Origin of the sequence: Coleofasciculus sp. G3-WIS-01 (assembly GCF_040223135.1) — a bacterium.
Classification (GTDB): Bacteria; Cyanobacteriota; Cyanobacteriia; order Cyanobacteriales; family Coleofasciculaceae; genus Coleofasciculus.
Window position 1 is genome coordinate 15,331 of record NZ_JAVJZI010000090.1, and the last position, 16,121, is coordinate 31,451.

At 45.6% G+C, this 16,121-nt stretch carries 15 protein-coding genes and 1 pseudogene; 13 read left to right on the plus strand and 3 right to left on the minus strand.

From position 1 onward, the window contains the following. Positions 1–125: 125 nt before the first annotated feature. From RIM23_RS09455 to RIM23_RS09475, 5 genes and pseudogenes are all read left to right on the plus strand, one after another. Positions 126–929, plus strand: a complete 804-nt coding sequence (locus RIM23_RS09455; RefSeq protein ID WP_446366454.1) for an SAM hydrolase/SAM-dependent halogenase family protein — start codon at positions 126–128, stop codon at positions 927–929. A 121-nt stretch (positions 930–1,050) separates the two neighbouring features. Then, entirely contained in the window at positions 1,051–1,710 is a 660-nt protein-coding gene (locus tag RIM23_RS09460; protein WP_446366456.1) for a DUF2301 domain-containing membrane protein, read from the plus strand. A 20-nt stretch (positions 1,711–1,730) separates the two neighbouring features. Further along, the gene (locus RIM23_RS09465; RefSeq protein ID WP_446366458.1) at positions 1,731–1,904 is read left to right on the plus strand and encodes an SDR family NAD(P)-dependent oxidoreductase; all 174 of its coding nucleotides are present in this window, start codon (positions 1,731–1,733) and stop codon (positions 1,902–1,904) included. A gap of 12 nt (positions 1,905–1,916) precedes the next feature. Continuing rightward, positions 1,917–2,081 (plus strand): annotated as a pseudogene (locus RIM23_RS09470) (SDR family oxidoreductase); the annotation flags it as partial. A 182-nt stretch (positions 2,082–2,263) separates the two neighbouring features. Beyond that, on the plus strand, positions 2,264–2,875 hold the full coding sequence (locus RIM23_RS09475; RefSeq protein WP_446366460.1) for a hypothetical protein: 612 nt from the start codon (positions 2,264–2,266) through the stop codon (positions 2,873–2,875). A gap of 653 nt (positions 2,876–3,528) precedes the next feature. Here RIM23_RS09475 and RIM23_RS09480 read toward each other — a convergent pair. Further along, positions 3,529–6,945, minus strand: coding sequence for an ATP-binding protein (locus tag RIM23_RS09480; RefSeq protein WP_446366462.1), 3,417 nt, complete (start codon positions 6,943–6,945; stop codon positions 3,529–3,531). Positions 6,946–7,262: 317 nt separating this feature from the next. On the opposite strand from RIM23_RS09480, the gene RIM23_RS09485 reads away from it, so the two are divergent. The 3 genes from RIM23_RS09485 to kaiC all read left to right on the plus strand — a co-directional run bounded on the left by RIM23_RS09485 (position 7,263) and on the right by kaiC (position 10,430). Beyond that, on the plus strand, positions 7,263–8,180 hold the full coding sequence (locus RIM23_RS09485; RefSeq protein WP_446366464.1) for a circadian clock protein KaiA: 918 nt from the start codon (positions 7,263–7,265) through the stop codon (positions 8,178–8,180). Between the two features lie 282 nt (positions 8,181–8,462). Next, positions 8,463–8,777, plus strand: a complete 315-nt coding sequence (gene kaiB / locus RIM23_RS09490; RefSeq protein WP_446334974.1) for a circadian clock protein KaiB — start codon at positions 8,463–8,465, stop codon at positions 8,775–8,777. 93 nt (positions 8,778–8,870) lie between these two features. Next, entirely contained in the window at positions 8,871–10,430 is a 1,560-nt protein-coding gene (kaiC, locus tag RIM23_RS09495; protein WP_446366466.1) for a circadian clock protein KaiC, read from the plus strand. Between the two features lie 212 nt (positions 10,431–10,642). Here the strand turns inward: kaiC and RIM23_RS09500 are convergent, their stop codons facing one another. Beyond that, positions 10,643–11,836 carry an aminotransferase class V-fold PLP-dependent enzyme gene (locus tag RIM23_RS09500; RefSeq protein WP_446366468.1) on the minus strand — a complete coding sequence of 398 codons (1,194 nt, stop codon included), beginning with the start codon at positions 11,834–11,836 and terminating at the stop codon, positions 10,643–10,645. Between the two features lie 370 nt (positions 11,837–12,206). Between RIM23_RS09500 and RIM23_RS09505 the strand changes: the two genes are divergently transcribed. Beyond that, positions 12,207–12,656, plus strand: coding sequence for a response regulator (locus RIM23_RS09505; RefSeq protein ID WP_446366470.1), 450 nt, complete (start codon positions 12,207–12,209; stop codon positions 12,654–12,656). 7 nt (positions 12,657–12,663) lie between these two features. Here RIM23_RS09505 and RIM23_RS09510 read toward each other — a convergent pair whose 3' ends face one another. Next, a complete protein-coding gene (locus tag RIM23_RS09510) occupies positions 12,664–13,032 on the minus strand; it encodes a hypothetical protein (protein ID WP_446366472.1) in 369 nt (122 codons plus the stop codon). A gap of 98 nt (positions 13,033–13,130) precedes the next feature. Between RIM23_RS09510 and RIM23_RS09515 the strand changes: the two genes are divergently transcribed. The 4 genes from RIM23_RS09515 (at position 13,131) to RIM23_RS09530 (ending at position 16,012) form a co-directional block, all read left to right on the plus strand. Continuing rightward, the gene (locus RIM23_RS09515; RefSeq protein ID WP_446366474.1) at positions 13,131–13,265 is read left to right on the plus strand and encodes a hypothetical protein; all 135 of its coding nucleotides are present in this window, start codon (positions 13,131–13,133) and stop codon (positions 13,263–13,265) included. Between the two features lie 213 nt (positions 13,266–13,478). Then, a complete protein-coding gene (gene nuoH / locus RIM23_RS09520; RefSeq protein WP_446366530.1) occupies positions 13,479–14,597 on the plus strand; it encodes an NADH-quinone oxidoreductase subunit NuoH in 1,119 nt (372 codons plus the stop codon). A 100-nt stretch (positions 14,598–14,697) separates the two neighbouring features. Then, the gene (gene ndhI / locus RIM23_RS09525; protein WP_446366476.1) at positions 14,698–15,312 is read left to right on the plus strand and encodes an NAD(P)H-quinone oxidoreductase subunit I; all 615 of its coding nucleotides are present in this window, start codon (positions 14,698–14,700) and stop codon (positions 15,310–15,312) included. 73 nt (positions 15,313–15,385) lie between these two features. Then, positions 15,386–16,012: an NADH-quinone oxidoreductase subunit J gene (locus RIM23_RS09530; protein WP_446366478.1), complete on the plus strand. Its 627-nt coding sequence runs from the start codon at positions 15,386–15,388 to the stop codon at positions 16,010–16,012. Positions 16,013–16,121: the final 109 nt, after the last annotated feature.

Here is a 16,121-nt window from a genome sequence, read left to right on the forward strand (position 1 = left end):
CGAAACTTTCGTTCCCTTGACAAGGAAAGAGAGAAAAACTAGGGTGCGTAAACCCGCGCAGGCGGGTTTCGTTTGTGTAGCTGTGGTTTCAACCGCCCAGTTAACTTAATGCATTTAGATTCATTATGTCCCAAACCCCAATCATCACCCTATTAAGCGACTTTGGCATCAACGATGTCTACGTGGGAGTCATGAAAGGCGTCATCGCCCAAATTAACCCAGCCCTGACGATCATCGATCTCACCCACGAGATTCCTCGGCAAAACATCGCCGCCGCCCGATTTAATCTGATGAACGCTTATCCCTATTTTCCCGATCGCACCATCCATATCGCTGTGGTTGATCCGGGTGTAGGCAGCCAGCGCCGTGCGATCGCGCTACAAGTGGATAATGGTTTCCTCGTCGGACCTGATAATGGATTATTTAGCGGTATCTTAACCCAAAGTACGATTGTTTTTGCCGTTGAACTCACTAACCCAGACTTCTGGCGCACCCCCACCCCTAGTCAAACATTCCATGGTCGAGATATATTTGCCCCCGTTGGCGCACATCTTGCCAGTGGTGTTCCCTTAGACGAGTTGGGATCAGTGATCGAACCTAGCACTCTGGTACAATTGCCGATCCCGGAACTGACCAAAACCGCGACGGGGATCACGGGTTCTATCCAATATATTGACCATTTCGGCAACCTAATCACCAATATTCCCGCCGCTGACGTGAAGGGAAAAATGGGGTCAGTCACCGTCAACCAACGCCAGATCCCCAGGGGTCAAACCTATAGCGATCGCCCCCTCGGAGAACTCATCGCCCTCATTGGGAGTCACGGTTGGGTAGAAATTGCTGTGAATGGCGGTAGCGCTCAATCTGAGTTGCAGTTAGATTTAGGGAAGAGGGTAGACGTGGCTGTCACCACTGAAATCAAAGGTTAAATTGTATAAAGACAGAGGGTACAGGCTGGTAAAAAAGGCAGGTGTGGTGTAGAGACGTTGCTGGCAACGTCTCTACAGTCAGGGCTTTCCCAGCCCCCTCGTGGTATAGAGAGGAGATAAAATGGTACTACAGCAACAATGGGACTCTGAGGTTTACCAGGGTCAATTTGGCGAATTTAGGATTACCGACAGCGATCGCGTCGGGGTTATTGTATACCGCAGTAGCCTGATAATCGCGGCATTGAGCTTTGCGATCGCTAGTGGGTTAGTCTTATGGCAACCGGATAATCCCACCGTTTTAACCGCCCTCACTCCCCTGTATGGCTTATTCTGTGTGGCGCTAGGCGTGAGTCTGGCAAAGATTCATATCTATTTAGCCCCCCTACACCGACTCCTACAATTATTTTGGGGGATTGGCACGATTGCGGCTGTCGTATTCGCCATCGAGAGTAGCGAACCCCTTGCCCTTTTCGTGTATAACCAACCCGTTACCCTCTTCGGGATTGGTTTTGTGTTTGTGGCGTTAACTGGGATTTATTTCAAAGAAGCATTTTGTTTTAACCGCTTTGAAACTAAGTTGCTGACTCCCTTAGTACCCGTCTTATTACTGGGACATTTAGTTAATATGTTACCCGCCACGGCGGAACAGGTGCTTTTAGGACTGTGGACAGTTCTATTTTTAGTCTTTGCGGTGCGTAAGGCAATCCAGCCAATTCCTCCTGACATTGGCGATAAGTCAGTTTTTGCCTATCTGAAAGAACAACGGGCGGCTCAATCCTAAGGATTAGGAGATAGTAACCGATGAGCTTGCACAGGAAAGTCGCCATTGTTACCGGAGGCGGACAAGGGATTGGTAAGGCGATCGCGAAAGCCTTCTTAGAACAGGGAATGAACGTCGCGATCGCAGAAATTGATCAAGAAGCGGGAACAGCTCAGAAGCTTGTGCGGCGGCTAAAGGCGGAATTGTCGCCTTAACTCATGCCCTCGCAATTAACCCCCCAGGATCATCAACAACATCCAGCGGGTAGAGTGGGCAAACCAGAAGACATTGCCGCATTAGCCGTTTATTTAGCGTCTTCCCCAGCCACATTTATGACGGGTGCGAATTTTGTCATTGATGGTGGGATGACAATAAAAATGATTTACTCCTAAAAAACGAGCGACAGTTTTCTAACCAAATTATTTAAGGCGTAATGTTTGGATATTCCTAAAAAATGCGCCATTTTTGAGTATAAATCTGATCCTATTATAACCTTTTAATTGCCAAAAATGAGGTAGCCAAAACCGATTATCTGCGGTGCTATACATACTCTCTAAATTTTAATAAAATAGTCATGGGAATAGTCATCATTACAAATTTCCTGATAGCCGGGATTTTTACCATCGTGCTATCCAATCAATTTTTTTCACCACTGACGCGGTTACAACTAAGTTCCCTACTTGCCTCAAAGCCTTCTACATTTCCCTTAGAATCCATCAATGTCTTTCCACCTTCTCTAGGAGACATGATTGAAACTCGGTGTCGAGAAGCCCCAACAGGCGTTGGCATTCCCGCCTTTCAGCCAGGAATTACCAAAGAAGATGTGATGCGTCTATTAGGCGCTCCCACCGGAACCGCACGGGGTTATTGGCCCAATACTCGTGCTGTATTCTATGAATTAATACCTGATCAGATTAGTTTAGGTTTTCTGTTTGACCGAAATTCTCTACGAATTCGACAAACCGAAGCCTCCTTTACGGCTGAAGTTGATTCTCAGACGGTAATATTGACATTGAATGGAATGTTAGGGTGCAAGCTTAACCAGCAAATCCAACAGGGATTAGAACAAGTGTGGCAACGTCAATCTCAGCAGTTTTCCTTTCGGCTAGATTATCTTGAAGGCGTGATTGAACGCCAACAAGAGGGACGAATCTATATCGGGATTTGGGAAGAAGATTTACATTGAAGTGAGGGAACAGGCGTGTAGGGGCGGGTTTTACAACATTGGTGTCAACTTAAGCGCTAAAAGCAGGGGAAGCAATGTAGAGACGCGCCATGGCGCGTCTGGGAGCAGGGACACTTAGTCTGGTCAACTAGAGCCTGTTTTCACAAGCTCCCGCTATAGTTCGCTAGAACTTAGCGGTGAGTTGTTGACCTCCTATATCCCTCTTCCCTCAGCAGTGCTAGCTGAGAAATTGTCCACTCCCAAAGGCTAACCGTTCCCCAATCTTGGTTAAGTTAAACCCTTATGCCCTAGTCAATTCAGCAACTTGCCCTGTGTATTTTCTCCGGATGGAGTCAGCCGTCTATTGTTGAAGATATCAGCAATGAAGGCATACTACCATGGAAAAAAATGATATTGGCGTCATCCTCATCGGACTTGCGATGATTACCGCGACTCTCGTCTATTTCGACAGAGCGTCAAATTTAGAGGTCAGAATTGGCAGCCACTCTTATCTAGGGATTCAGACTAAATTAATTGTTGATCGTTAATCGTTGATTGTTACTTGATATTTACTAAACTGATGTGCATTTAAATTGGATATTACCTGTTCCCTATTCCCTTTGGGTAATTTAGGTATCCTAATCTAAATGCTGAACAGCTTAGAACACTTTGCCCTAGCCGAGAACCTGATAAATTTGTTCTAACAATTGACTCATAGAATGGGAACGTCCGGGCAAAATTTTAGTCGCAACGCCTTGTAATTGCGACTCTAATTCCGTCGTTATCTGATCCGACTCAGAGACTCCAACATTGAGAGAAGAATCGGGCAATCGATGATCCAGCAAAAGAATCGGGGGTCGATTCGGTAGCTGACTCAGATCCCTAAATCCTTGAACCACGCCCGAATCATTCTCGATATCTTTGATCCGAATTAGCAATACATCAACCATTTGTTGTTGAAGTTGATGGCAGACATCTGACCAACAGTGGGAGAATAGGCTTCTAAATCCAGCCGCTTGGAGATATTGAATCAATGCCCGTAGCCAAGGTGTGTAAGGTGTGACGGGATTTGTGTTGAAGGCGTGATATTTGGGACTAACTCCTTGAGTGTCGCCCAGATCAAAAATGAGAATGCTAGACTTGCGACTCACTCCCGCCGCAATTTGAATCACTTGCAGCAACGTGGTAATTTTCTGTGGGTTATCCGGTGCTAAACATGGATAGACAGAAAGTCCCATCGCTTGATTGGCAGCTTCTGTGGTTTGATGATCCAGAGTAATCAGGGGTAGATCCGCTAATGTGGGATATAACGAATAGGTTTTAAAGTAACCTGGGGGATCGTTAATCCCAGCCCCATCGAGCAAAACGATATCCGGATGCCAAACCCGCGCCAATAATTCTGCCTGTTCTAAATCATCGGCTTCCAAGATGCGGTATTTCAAGTCTGAATGTTGGCAACTTAGTGCATTAGTTAACTGAGAAATTAGTTTTGACGATTCCGGGGGAACCTCGACTAACCCAGCACTCAGATAAAGCAACGTTAGTACCTGATTGGGGGAACGCTGGTGTTTACCCAAGCGAGTCAGGCTTTTCGCCAATGCTTCCCCTTGAACTGGTAAACTTAAGAAGCCATCCGCCTTATTTTTATAAGCCTGTTCTTTTTCAGCTTGGGTCGCTGTAACTAAGATAGGAATATGACAAGTTTGCGGATCAGACTTGAGCAATGTCAGTACATCCCAACCCGAAACTTGCGGGAGGAGGGGATTGAGTAAGATGATGCTTGGTTGTAAGCTACGAGCTTTTGAGAGTGCTTCAGGACCTGAGCGAGCATTGACCACCCAATAGCCTAGCTGTTTGAGCTGCACCGTCACGCTTTCTAGATAGCGGGGTACAGTTTCTACAATTAACACTAAACGATTACGATTCGGAAATGGGAAGTTGGCGTTCGCCTGTGCCCAGTCCTCAGTCTCTGCCAAATCTCTGCCAGACGGTGGACAGGGGGGAAGGAGCAGGGTAAACTCGCTACCGTTACCACTTTTAGAGATAAACGAGATATCTCCCCCATGTAAACGAGCCAAGCGTTGGGTTAAGACTAATCCTAAACCTGTCCCCTCAAATCGACGAGTGAGCGGTTCTTCTAATTGCTGGAATTTCTGGAAAATCAAGTGCTGCTTGTCTTCGGGAATACCAATTCCTGTGTCCCAGATGGTAAAGGCTATCCAGCCATCTTGATTGTTAACCTTTAAACCCACGGTGTTTTGGCTGTCGGTAAATTTGAGCGCATTGGATAGCAGGTGCGTCAGCATTTGCCGCAGCCGCAGTTCATCGGCAATGATGGTTTCTAGACCGGGTTCAATCTCTAAAACAAAGGAGATGTCGGGTGTTGTGCCTTCTTTGGTTTGATCCTTGTCTGAGTAGACTTGGAGCGCTTGTTTATAGGCGCGATCGCACAGGCTTTGAATCGGCACTGGCTCTAAGGTCAGTTCGAGCTGACCTGTTTCCATGCGCGTTAGATCCAGAATATCATTGACCACCGCCATCAGTTGACGCCCATTCTGATAAATTAACCGAGCATAACGAGCTTGACGTTGATTGAGTTCTCCCAAGGATTGATCTTTGAGCAGAGTTGATAATCCTAAAACGGCAGTGAGTGGTGTCTTGAGTTCGTGGCTAATACAGGCTAAAAACTCATCTTTCAGGCGGTTGAGTTGGACTAAATCTGCATTTTTGGCAGTCAGTTCTTGAGCGACTTGCTGCTGATCTGTCGTGTCTTGCGCCATGACTAACCAAAGCTGTGAATTAGGGGGATTTAGGGTATTTTCTGGGAGCGGGGAGTTGGCTGTGTCTGATTGTGTAGAAACATGCCATGGTGAGTCTTTCCATGGTGCATTTTTCCAGTTCTCCGTTGCCAATTCTGGAAACAACGATGGGGATAGAGGCATTTTTGTCAACGAAAACTGGCGATCCTGGATTGTTGTGGTTTCTCGCATTTCCCTATCCATTCGTGAGTCTTGAGGATATGGGGATGTCGCTGTAGACTCAAGTTCTGGATGTTGAGCATGGGTTATGGGACGGGTGCCTTCGCCTCCAAAGTCACAACCTATCGCTCTAGGGGAGGTGAATATTGGCTGAGGTTCATAACCAACGCCCCAAGCCACTGGTTTCTCCCGATTGTTGAGTTCCATTGGGGTGGGCTTGGGATCGGCTACAGTTAATGGTTCTGTCACCTGAGGATTTGTCTGCCAATTGGCACAGTAGCGGGTTGACTCGGACTGAGCGTTATGACTGAGGACGCCTACATTAGATGGTGATTCAACTGACGTTGACTCTATCCCAGTTGGATGATCCCAGGATAGCCCTATCTGCTGACGCCAAGCCAGATTTTCTGACAAGACTTGCCCGGTTGCAGTTTGTAAACTCAGGGGTAGTGGTAGTTTTTCGAGGAATTGGATTAATAGGGATTGGGGATTGGGGAACCATTCGCGACTCTTGAGGGAATGGTTTGTAGGGGCGGGTGAATGAACTTCCTTTTGGCTATTGATGGTAATGTTTGTGCAAAACCCGCCCTGACGTAGAGACGCGCCATGGCGCGTCTCTACATCCTCAGTCTGGGATTTAGGCGCTAAGAATTGCAATAATTGCCAGCTATTGAGCAGTCCCAAAAATCTGCCATTGGGTTCGACTAATGCCCATTGTCTGGAACCTTTAGGGTAGGGAATGTTGAATGTATCGAGTGGTGTGTCTGGTTTTCCCCCGTCTAAGTCAGGTAGAATAGTCCAGAATTGGCTGATTGTCAACGATGCTGGTAGAATCGCTAGGGGTTCAATTACAGAGGGTTCCAGTTCCGAGAGCGGTTGAGAGAAATCTTCAGTTGCTCTTTCTCCTAGAGTTACTGCTGACCTCCCTCCGGTTAGGAGATGGGGAATAATCTGTCGCAGATTCACGACTCCCAGGGGATATTGCTGCTCACTGACTACCACAATCGAGTCACTCCCTGATGCGTGAAAAATTTCCAGTAAGGCAGTCAGATCAGTGGTTTGTGAACAAATCGGAACAGGAGCAGCACATTCTTTTAAACTGGGAGTTGACATGGATATGACCAATCTAGCTCAAATCAGGGGCAGCGGCTGGGTCGCAGGCTATCAATGTATATTAAGTTGCCCATAAGCCGAGTAGCGTCAGGAACTCTGACGCTGACCAACACAACCACAGCTCTAGTTTAATTATTGCTCTGGATGGGGGGGGGAAAGGGCAAAGCGCTTACAATTACTTACAATTCTTAGAGTATTTAACTCAATGTTAATTAAGTTTATAAAAAATTTGTTAAAATACTTTACAGTCGAGTGATTTAACTCGGCAATGGGTAAGGTTGTTTTTCAACTGTATTGTCTATTAAAGTTCTATCGTTTTGCATCCTCAACTGTCGATTGGTATTTTTGTTCGTTCCCCAGCCCTGGCGCAGTCACTGAGCCAGGTTTTAAGTGGCGATCGCTATCTGTTATCGATCGCGAACTCAGAGGCTGAGTTTCTGGAGTTCGTTGAAAAAAAACAGCAACACATCGATTGTTTAGTGCTGCAAGAAGATGAATCCTTACCACCCGTTATTAATCAGTTGTACGAACAAGGAACCCTCCTACCTCTGGTGATTTTACCCAAAGAATCAAAAGAGAACAACATGATTGTTGTCACAAATGGTCAGTCCAACCCGATTCAGACAACCGTTCATTTTACACCAGGGGAGGTGCATTATCTGTTTCACGCCGCTGAAGTCCGAATCGATACTATCCAACTCTCTGAGATAGAACATTTAATAGAACAGGCAATTACCCAGTTTCTTTCTCTGTCTCCGAACTGCAACTTGCCCGATCTTCTGGCTAATGCGGATCAGAAAGCAGAGGAAAATCATCGGGGTTCTTTAATGAAACAGCAGTATCGGTTATCTGAAAAACTCAAAGAGCGACTGGGATATCTCGGTGTGTACTATAAACGAAATCCTCAGTTTTTCTTTCGCTATTTACCGCAAAATGAAAGAACCAAGCTGATCGAACAACTTAAGAGGGATTATCGTCAGATTGTTTTAATGTACTTCAGTCAAGATACCACGATTAACCAGTTAATTGATAATTTTGTCAATGAAGCCTTTTTTGCCGACATATCCGTTTCGAGAATTGTAGAAATTCACATGGATTTGATGGATGATTTTTCTCAACAACTCAAGCTAGAGGGTCGCAGTGAAGATATTCTCACAGACTATCGCCTAACGCTGATCGATGTGATTGCCCATTTAGGTGAAATGTATCGTCGCTCGATACCGAGAGAGTTATAATTGGGAGATGTAGCAATTCTCGGTTTCATGGAACACAGTCTCAGGCTCCTCGTTCATGGCAACTTCACCAGGCAATGAACCATAAATCATGGAGAATGCTTGGAGTAAAGGAGTAGCAAGAACAAAAAAACAGATGCTTGTATTTCATCAAGAGTGAGAACCGCTATAATTTATGGCATTGGCAATTAGCTTACGACCCATCCAGGTGAACGGTGAACGAATTTATTTCGGGTTACTTTTAAAGTTGCAACTATCCTTCGCTGATTCCTAATGGCTAACCCTATGAGTCCCTTAAAAAAAACTTATGTCCTCAAGCTTTACGTGGCTGGGAATACTCCCCACTCAGTTACAGCATTGAAAACACTTAAAAATATCCTAGAACAAGAATTTCAAGGGGTTTACGCCCTGAAAGTAATTGATGTTCTCAAAAGTCCTCAACTTGCTGAGGAAGATAAAATTTTGGCAACTCCAACCCTAGCGAAAGTTTTACCCCCTCCGGTGCGAAAAATTATTGGGGATCTGTCCGATCGCGAAAAAGTTTTAATCGGATTGGATCTGCTTTATGAAGAAATTCGCGATGGAGAGATTGATTTTTAGGTAACGTTCAGATTTTATGGCATAATAGCAACTCCGAGATCTATTCTCAGATTACGGTGATTTTAGTTATATCTTTAAATTTGACGACAAAATATGAGTCCATTTAATCTAGATGAGCAAAGACCCGATGAATTTACCACAGCAGGAATCCATAAAATCCGGACGATGATTGAAGGGTTCGATGATATCAGCCATGGGGGGTTACCCGTGGGTAGAACCACACTGGTTAGTGGTACCTCTGGTACTGGCAAAACATTGTTCGCGGTTCAGTTCCTCTATAACGGGATCACTCAATTCGATGATCCGGGTGTCTTTGTTACCTTTGAAGAATCTCCCAACGATATTATTAAAAATTCCCATAGCTTAGGCTGGAATCTGCAAAAGCTAATTGATGACGGCAAACTTTTTATTCTGGACGCCTCTCCTGATCCAGAAGGACAAGAAGTTGTGGGTAACTTTGATTTATCTGCTTTAATCGAACGGATTCAATACGCAATTCGCAAGTACAAAGCCAAGCGCGTTTCCGTTGATTCCATCACCGCCATATTTCAACAATACGATGCTGCTTCAGTTGTGCGGCGAGAAATTTTTCGCTTAGTCGCTCGTCTCAAGCAAATTGGAGTGACGACAGTCATGACGACAGAGCGCATTGAAGAATATGGACCGGTTGCGCGGTTTGGCGTGGAAGAGTTTGTCTCCGATAATGTGGTAATTATTCGCAATGTTTTAGAAGGAGAACGCCGACGCCGCACTATTGAAATTCTCAAGCTACGGGGTACAACCCACATGAAAGGGGAATATCCCTTTACCCTAACTAATCAAGGATTTAACATCTTCCCCTTAGGCGCCATGCAATTGACTCAGCGTTCGTCCAATGTGCGGGTATCATCCGGAATTAAAACCCTGGATGATATGTGTGGCGGTGGCTTCTTTAAAGATTCCATTATCTTGGCAACGGGAGCCACAGGAACTGGAAAAACCTTATTAGTCAGTAAGTTTATTCAGGATGCTTGTTTAAATGAGGAACGGGCGATACTTTTTGCCTACGAAGAATCCAGAGCGCAGCTCACGCGAAACGGTTTATCCTGGGGAATCGATTTTGAGGAAATGGAAGAAAAAGGATTATTGAAAATTCTTTGTTCTTACCCCGAATCAGCCGGATTAGAAGATCACTTACAAATTATTCAATCCCAAATCCAGGAGTTCAAACCGTCTCGCATTGCCATTGATTCTCTTTCAGCGTTAGCGCGGGGAGTAAGCAATAATGCGTTCCGTCAGTTCGTGATTGGGGTGACCGGTTACGCCAAACAAGAAGAAATTACGGGCTTTTTTACAAATACGACTGACCAATTTATGGGTTCTAATTCGATTACAGATTCCCATATTTCTACGATTACTGATACAATTTTAATGCTGCAATACGTAGAAATTAGGGGTCAAATGTCCCGGGCAATTAATGTCTTTAAAATGCGTGGGTCTTGGCACGATACCGGAATCCGGGAGTACACAATTAGCAAAGGTGGGGCAGACATTAAGGATTCATTCCGCAATTACGAGCGAATCATCAGTGGTTCTCCGAGTCGGATTACTGTTGACGAAAAGAGTGAACTCTCGCGGATTGTGCAAGGTGTGCGACAAAAGTCAACAGAATAGTTTTGTTCATTTGTGATTTGTCAGGATTTGGTATTAGGGCGGGTTTTGTTGAGATGTTATCACTGAGATTCCAATTGAATAAGGGCGGGTTTTGTTGAGATGTTATCACTGAGATTCCAATTGTGTGGCTAAACCCGCCCCTACACCCGCCCCTACACCCGCCCCTACACCCGCCCCTACACCCGCCCCTACACCCGCCCCTACACCCGCCCCTACAATTGACTTATGATCGCGTCCACTAACTGGTCAATTTCTTCATAGTCTGTAAAGTAATGAACACAGGCGCGAATGCAGTCGGGATCACGAAGCGTGCGAAGCAGGAAACCCTTTTGTGCCAATTGTTGGACGAGTTGGGAAGAAGGTGTGCTATTGGTTAAGACAAAGGAAACTAGACCGGCTTGGGGGGGAGAGGTCAATAAGCAACGAACCGAGTTTAACTCAGATAAACGTTGCCAAAGATACTGACTGCGCTGACAAATTTCTTCGTAGCGGCTTTGATCCGTTCCCCATTGCTGATGAGTCGCGATCGCCTCTCGAAGTCCGACGTAGAGAGGATAGGCGGAGGTAGCGACTTCAAAGCGCTCTCCATCAGGTTTCCAACCGATGGGTTTACCCGTTTTGTCCTGGACAATACCACGCCAACCAATAAACGTGGGATGCAGGTGTTCTAAAACATCAGGGCGCACGTACAAACCCCCAACCCCAGCCGGTCCACACCACCATTTGTGACCCGTAAATGCATAAAAGTCTACGCCAAGTTCACTTAAATTTAAAGGTAAGGAACCGACGGATTGAGCCGCATCGACTAAAATTCTGATCGGGGCGTTTTCTGTCACTGCATCACGACAGGTTTCCACAATGTCCTTTAAGGGCAAAACTTGACCCGTATTCCAGAGGATATGACTGAGAACGACTAACCGGGTACGGGGTGTCAGGTGTTGTTGAATCACGGCGGTGGGATCACCTTGATTCAGCGTCGCCATAATTGGACAGGTGGACACCTCTACACCAAATCGCCGTCCAATCTCTTGGGCTATCGCCACAATACCGGGATGTTCACAATCCGTAAGTAGGATGCGATCGCCAACTTGCCAGTCTATTCCCCAGAAAGCAATATTACAGCCTGCGGTCACGTTTTCCGTGAGGGTAATAGTTTCTGGAGGCGTTCTCAACTCAGACGCGATCGCGTCTCGGGTTTGCTGGGTTTGTTCCACCCGCCACTCATTGACCTTACCGGAAAACGGTCCATGATGCTGAGTATACTCATAAGCCTGTTGAATCGCGGTTAAGGACCTTGAGGGGAGAGAACCTTGACCGCCAAAGTTGAAATAAGCTTTGTTGGCTAAAGCCGGAAACTGCTGTCGATGGTGTTGCAGGTGAGTTGATGCACCAGAAATGTCTGTCATCTTAATTTGCTGCTGGATACCTCGTCCATACTATGTATGGGTTCCGGAGGAAAGCCAGACCTCCTAACTAAATTTACGGAAAAGTCGGTGATGGATATAGTCTTACTACCATCCTCCCTTCTGGGAACTCCATTGGCAAGTTTTTCCTGTCCTCCTGAATGCATCATGATAACCCCAATTTTGTCAAACCAATAAGCATATATACTGATTCATTTGTCTTGAAATCAGCCATTGTGCGTAGGAGTATTCAGTGAATTAACGGATTTTTTGGTACAAGAATTCAAGGTATCCTAGTCGTTGACATATATCTCTAAGAAATTTTCCTATTTTTATTAATTTCCCCCCATTTAGTTTTTTTGCTAATCTCCCCATGAGTAAGATTTTATTGATTGAGGATAGTCTCTCTCAGTTAGCATTGATGAATCTTTACCTGCGCGATAGCGGTCATAGGATTATCAATCTAACCAACCCGAAAGAAGCGCTGAACAAGGCAGTATTTTATCAACCCCATGTCATTGTCACTGACTTAATAATGCCAGAAATGAATGGATTTGAGGTGTGTCGTCAGTTAAAAAAGCATCCGGATACTCAGGACATTCCTATTGTCATTTGTTCGGCTAAAAATCATAAAATTGACCGAATTTGGGGAATGAAGCAAGGGGCTACTGCTCACCTCAGTAAACCTTTTTCCCGTGATCAACTTATTCAGACCATTAATAAAGCCCGCTTAAGTTCACCGAAAAATTATCAACAGTATCGACTGCGTGAACTGATTGAGATCTATCCCCTTGAATGGGGAAACATGGCAAATGTTTGCTAACACTAAGTCACTTAGGTAGGCACAGAGTCAGATGAGGTAATACCTTGAAAAAGCCAGTCTTGGGTTTTAAGGGTTCAAGTTCATCCCGCAAATCGATAACCTCTATCCAAGATGGGGCGGGTTGTCCAACCTGTTTGCCATACACTTGCACAGAGGTGATCGATGGGACTCGTAAGTGTGTCATCAGTTTGCGGACAATTGTCACCGATAATTTTTGGTCAGGGATTTGAACCGCTTTCAGGAGTACCAACAGGCAATTACCTTTGAGTGCAGCTTGGGCGATAATATGGCGGTCTTTCAGCACATAATTCATCACCGACACAATCGCCGCATCATCACCCTGTTTCGCTAATTCCAGAAGATTCGCTTGGGTCATAACTACTACTTGGACTCAAAAGCTTAAAATTTAATATTTTCTTTCAGGATGCCTTGCTTGCCCCGATTGAGCAAGGGGAATAACGTTCCAGACGTACCATGGCACGTCTGGGAGAAGCAACAAGCATCAAAAATAATGATGGATACCATAGAAGCAATTGCCACAAATTAAGCCGTAATCAGGTTTTCTTTTGCCTTTTACCTTTTGTCACCGCCACACTCGCCTTAGATTGAGAACAAATCCAGACAGTACATCCGTCTGATTTAACCGTCGTAGCACATCGGCTACGATCAACGGAAATTCTCCCTTGTCTAGGCTAAGGGGATCACCCTCGAACGGTATACTAGGCAGTGAGGCTGTCAAAAAAACTTCACAAACCCAACCGATAGCATAATTTGATACGGCAAGTGTCAAATTACCTCAGTAAATATCATGTAGCTGCCAAGATGAACGCAGGAATTGACCTTCAAGGAAGTTTTATTGAATCGCTTAAAGATTTTGGCATCCCCAGTGGTGCTGCCAAGGCGATGTGGATGCCCCTACCGATGTTCCTGATGATTATCGGTGCCACCGTGGGTGTCCTTGTCGTCGTCTGGCTGGAACGGAAAATTTCGGCTGCTGCTCAACAGCGGATTGGTCCGGAATATGCTGGACCTCTGGGTGTTCTGCAAGCCGTCGCCGATGGTCTCAAGTTGGTGTTTAAGGAAGATATCGTCCCCGCCAAAGCAGACCGATGGCTATTTACCCTCGGACCCATACTCGTCGTCATCCCTGTCTTTTTGTCCTACCTGATTGTCCCCTTTGGACAGAACCTGGTGATTACCAACGTAGGACTGGGGATATTTCTCTGGATTTCCCTGTCGAGTATTCAGCCCATTGGTTTGCTGATGTCAGGCTATGCCTCCAATAACAAGTATTCCCTACTTGGGGGGTTAAGAGCTGCCGCCCAGTCGATTAGTTATGAAATTCCCCTGGCGCTGGCGGTATTAGCAGTGGTAATGATGTCCAATAGCCTAAGTACCATTGATATTGTGGAACAGCAATCCGGGTATGGCATCTTAGGCTGGAATATTTGGCGTCAACCGGTTGGCTTTTTGATCTTTTGGATTGCGGCGTTAGCCGAATGTGAGCGACTTCCCTTTGACCTACCCGAAGCCGAGGAGGAACTGGTTGCTGGCTATCAAACGGAATATGCCGGCATGAAATTTGGTTTGTTTTATATCGGGTCTTACGTTAACCTAATCCTTTCTGCCGTATTAGTGGCAGTGCTGTACTTAGGCGGCTGGGAATTCCCGATTCCCCTTGACCGATTAGCAACTTGGCTAGGTGTAAGTGAAACCAGTTCCTGGTTACAGGTGATTACCGCTTCTGTGGGAATTACCATGACCTTGCTTAAAGCTTACTTTCTCGTCTTTATTGCCATTCTGTTGCGCTGGACAGTTCCCCGTGTGCGGATTGACCAACTCCTAAATCTAGGATGGAAGTTCCTTTTACCGATTGGATTAGTAAATCTGCTGTTGACGGCTGCTCTTAAACTCACCTTTCCCGTTGCGTTCGGGGGTTGATTGTTGATTGGTCATTGTTCATTGGTCATAGTTAAAAACAAATGACAAATGATAAATGACGAATGACGAATGACGAATGACGAATGACGAATAATAAATTATGCTCAAGTTCCTCAAACAAGTTGGCGATTACGCCAAAGAAACCGTTCAAGCTGCCCGTTATATTGGTCAAGGTTTATCTGTAACCTTCGACCACATGCAGCGCCGTCCTGTTACCGTGCAGTATCCTTATGAAAAACTGATTCCCTCTGAACGGTATCGGGGTCGGATTCACTTTGAATTTGACAAGTGTATTTCTTGCGAAGTCTGTGTACGAGTTTGCCCGATTAATCTGCCGGTGGTAGACTACGAGTTCGATAAAGCCAGTAAGAAAAAGAATCTCAAGCACTACAGTATTGACTTCGGGGTTTGTATTTTCTGCGCTAACTGCATTGAATACTGTCCCACCAACTGTCTGTCGGCGACAGAAGAGTATGAAATGTCTACCTACGATCGCCACGAACTCAACTATGATAATGTGGCGATGGGACGGCTGCCGTACAAGGTGACGCAAGACCCGATGGTTACGCCATTACGGGAGTTGGCTTACTTACCCAAGGGAGTCACAGATCCCCACGGTTTACCGCCAGGTTCTCAACGTGCTGGTTTGCGTCCTGAAGAAATTATCGAGCAAATGGAACCTGCTAAAGAAGAAGAAACAGCGAAGAATGCTTAAAGCTAATCCCACGGAGTCTTTTTCCGTGGGATTAATGTGTCAGTTTAACTAGAGTGTAAGGAGTGAAGGTACAGTGGATCTAGCCCAAGGGGTTCAGTTTGTTTCATTTGCGATTTTGTCGGTCATGATGATTGGGTCAGCCTTAGGCGTTGTCCTACTCAATAACATCGTTTATTCGGCATTTTTACTTGGCGGTGTCTTCATTAGTATGGCGGGATTTTACCTGTTACTAAATGCTGATTTTGTCGCCGCCGCGCAAATCTTGGTTTATGTGGGTGCGGTGAATGTGCTAATTTTGTTTGCCATTATGTTGGTGAATAAGCGAGAAGATTTTAAACCAATTGCGAATCGTTGGATTCGTCAAGGTGCAACCGCGCTGGTTTGTCTGGGATTATTTGCTTTGCTGGGAACGATGATATTAGCGACACCTTGGTCGATATATTCGGGTACGATGGTCGAGGGTGAAGGATCAGTGGTGGAGATTGGCAAGCATTTCTTCAGTGACTTTTTACTGCCATTTGAACTCGCCTCGGTACTGTTGTTGATGGCGATGGTGGGTGCGATTATTTTGGCACGTCGCGATTTTATCCCAGAAAGCTTGATACCTCGCGATACATCAGAGACTGAGTTTTCTACCTTACCAGAACGCCAGCGTCAGTTGGCATCTGTAGGCGGAGATGCTCAAAAAAGTACTCGATAAAACCTATTGTGCTATGGGCGGGAATAGGGACGAGTGTAGGGGCGGGTGTAGGGGCGGGTTTAGCCTTTCAATAGACTTTGTGACTGATAAGTGATCAACAAAACCCGCC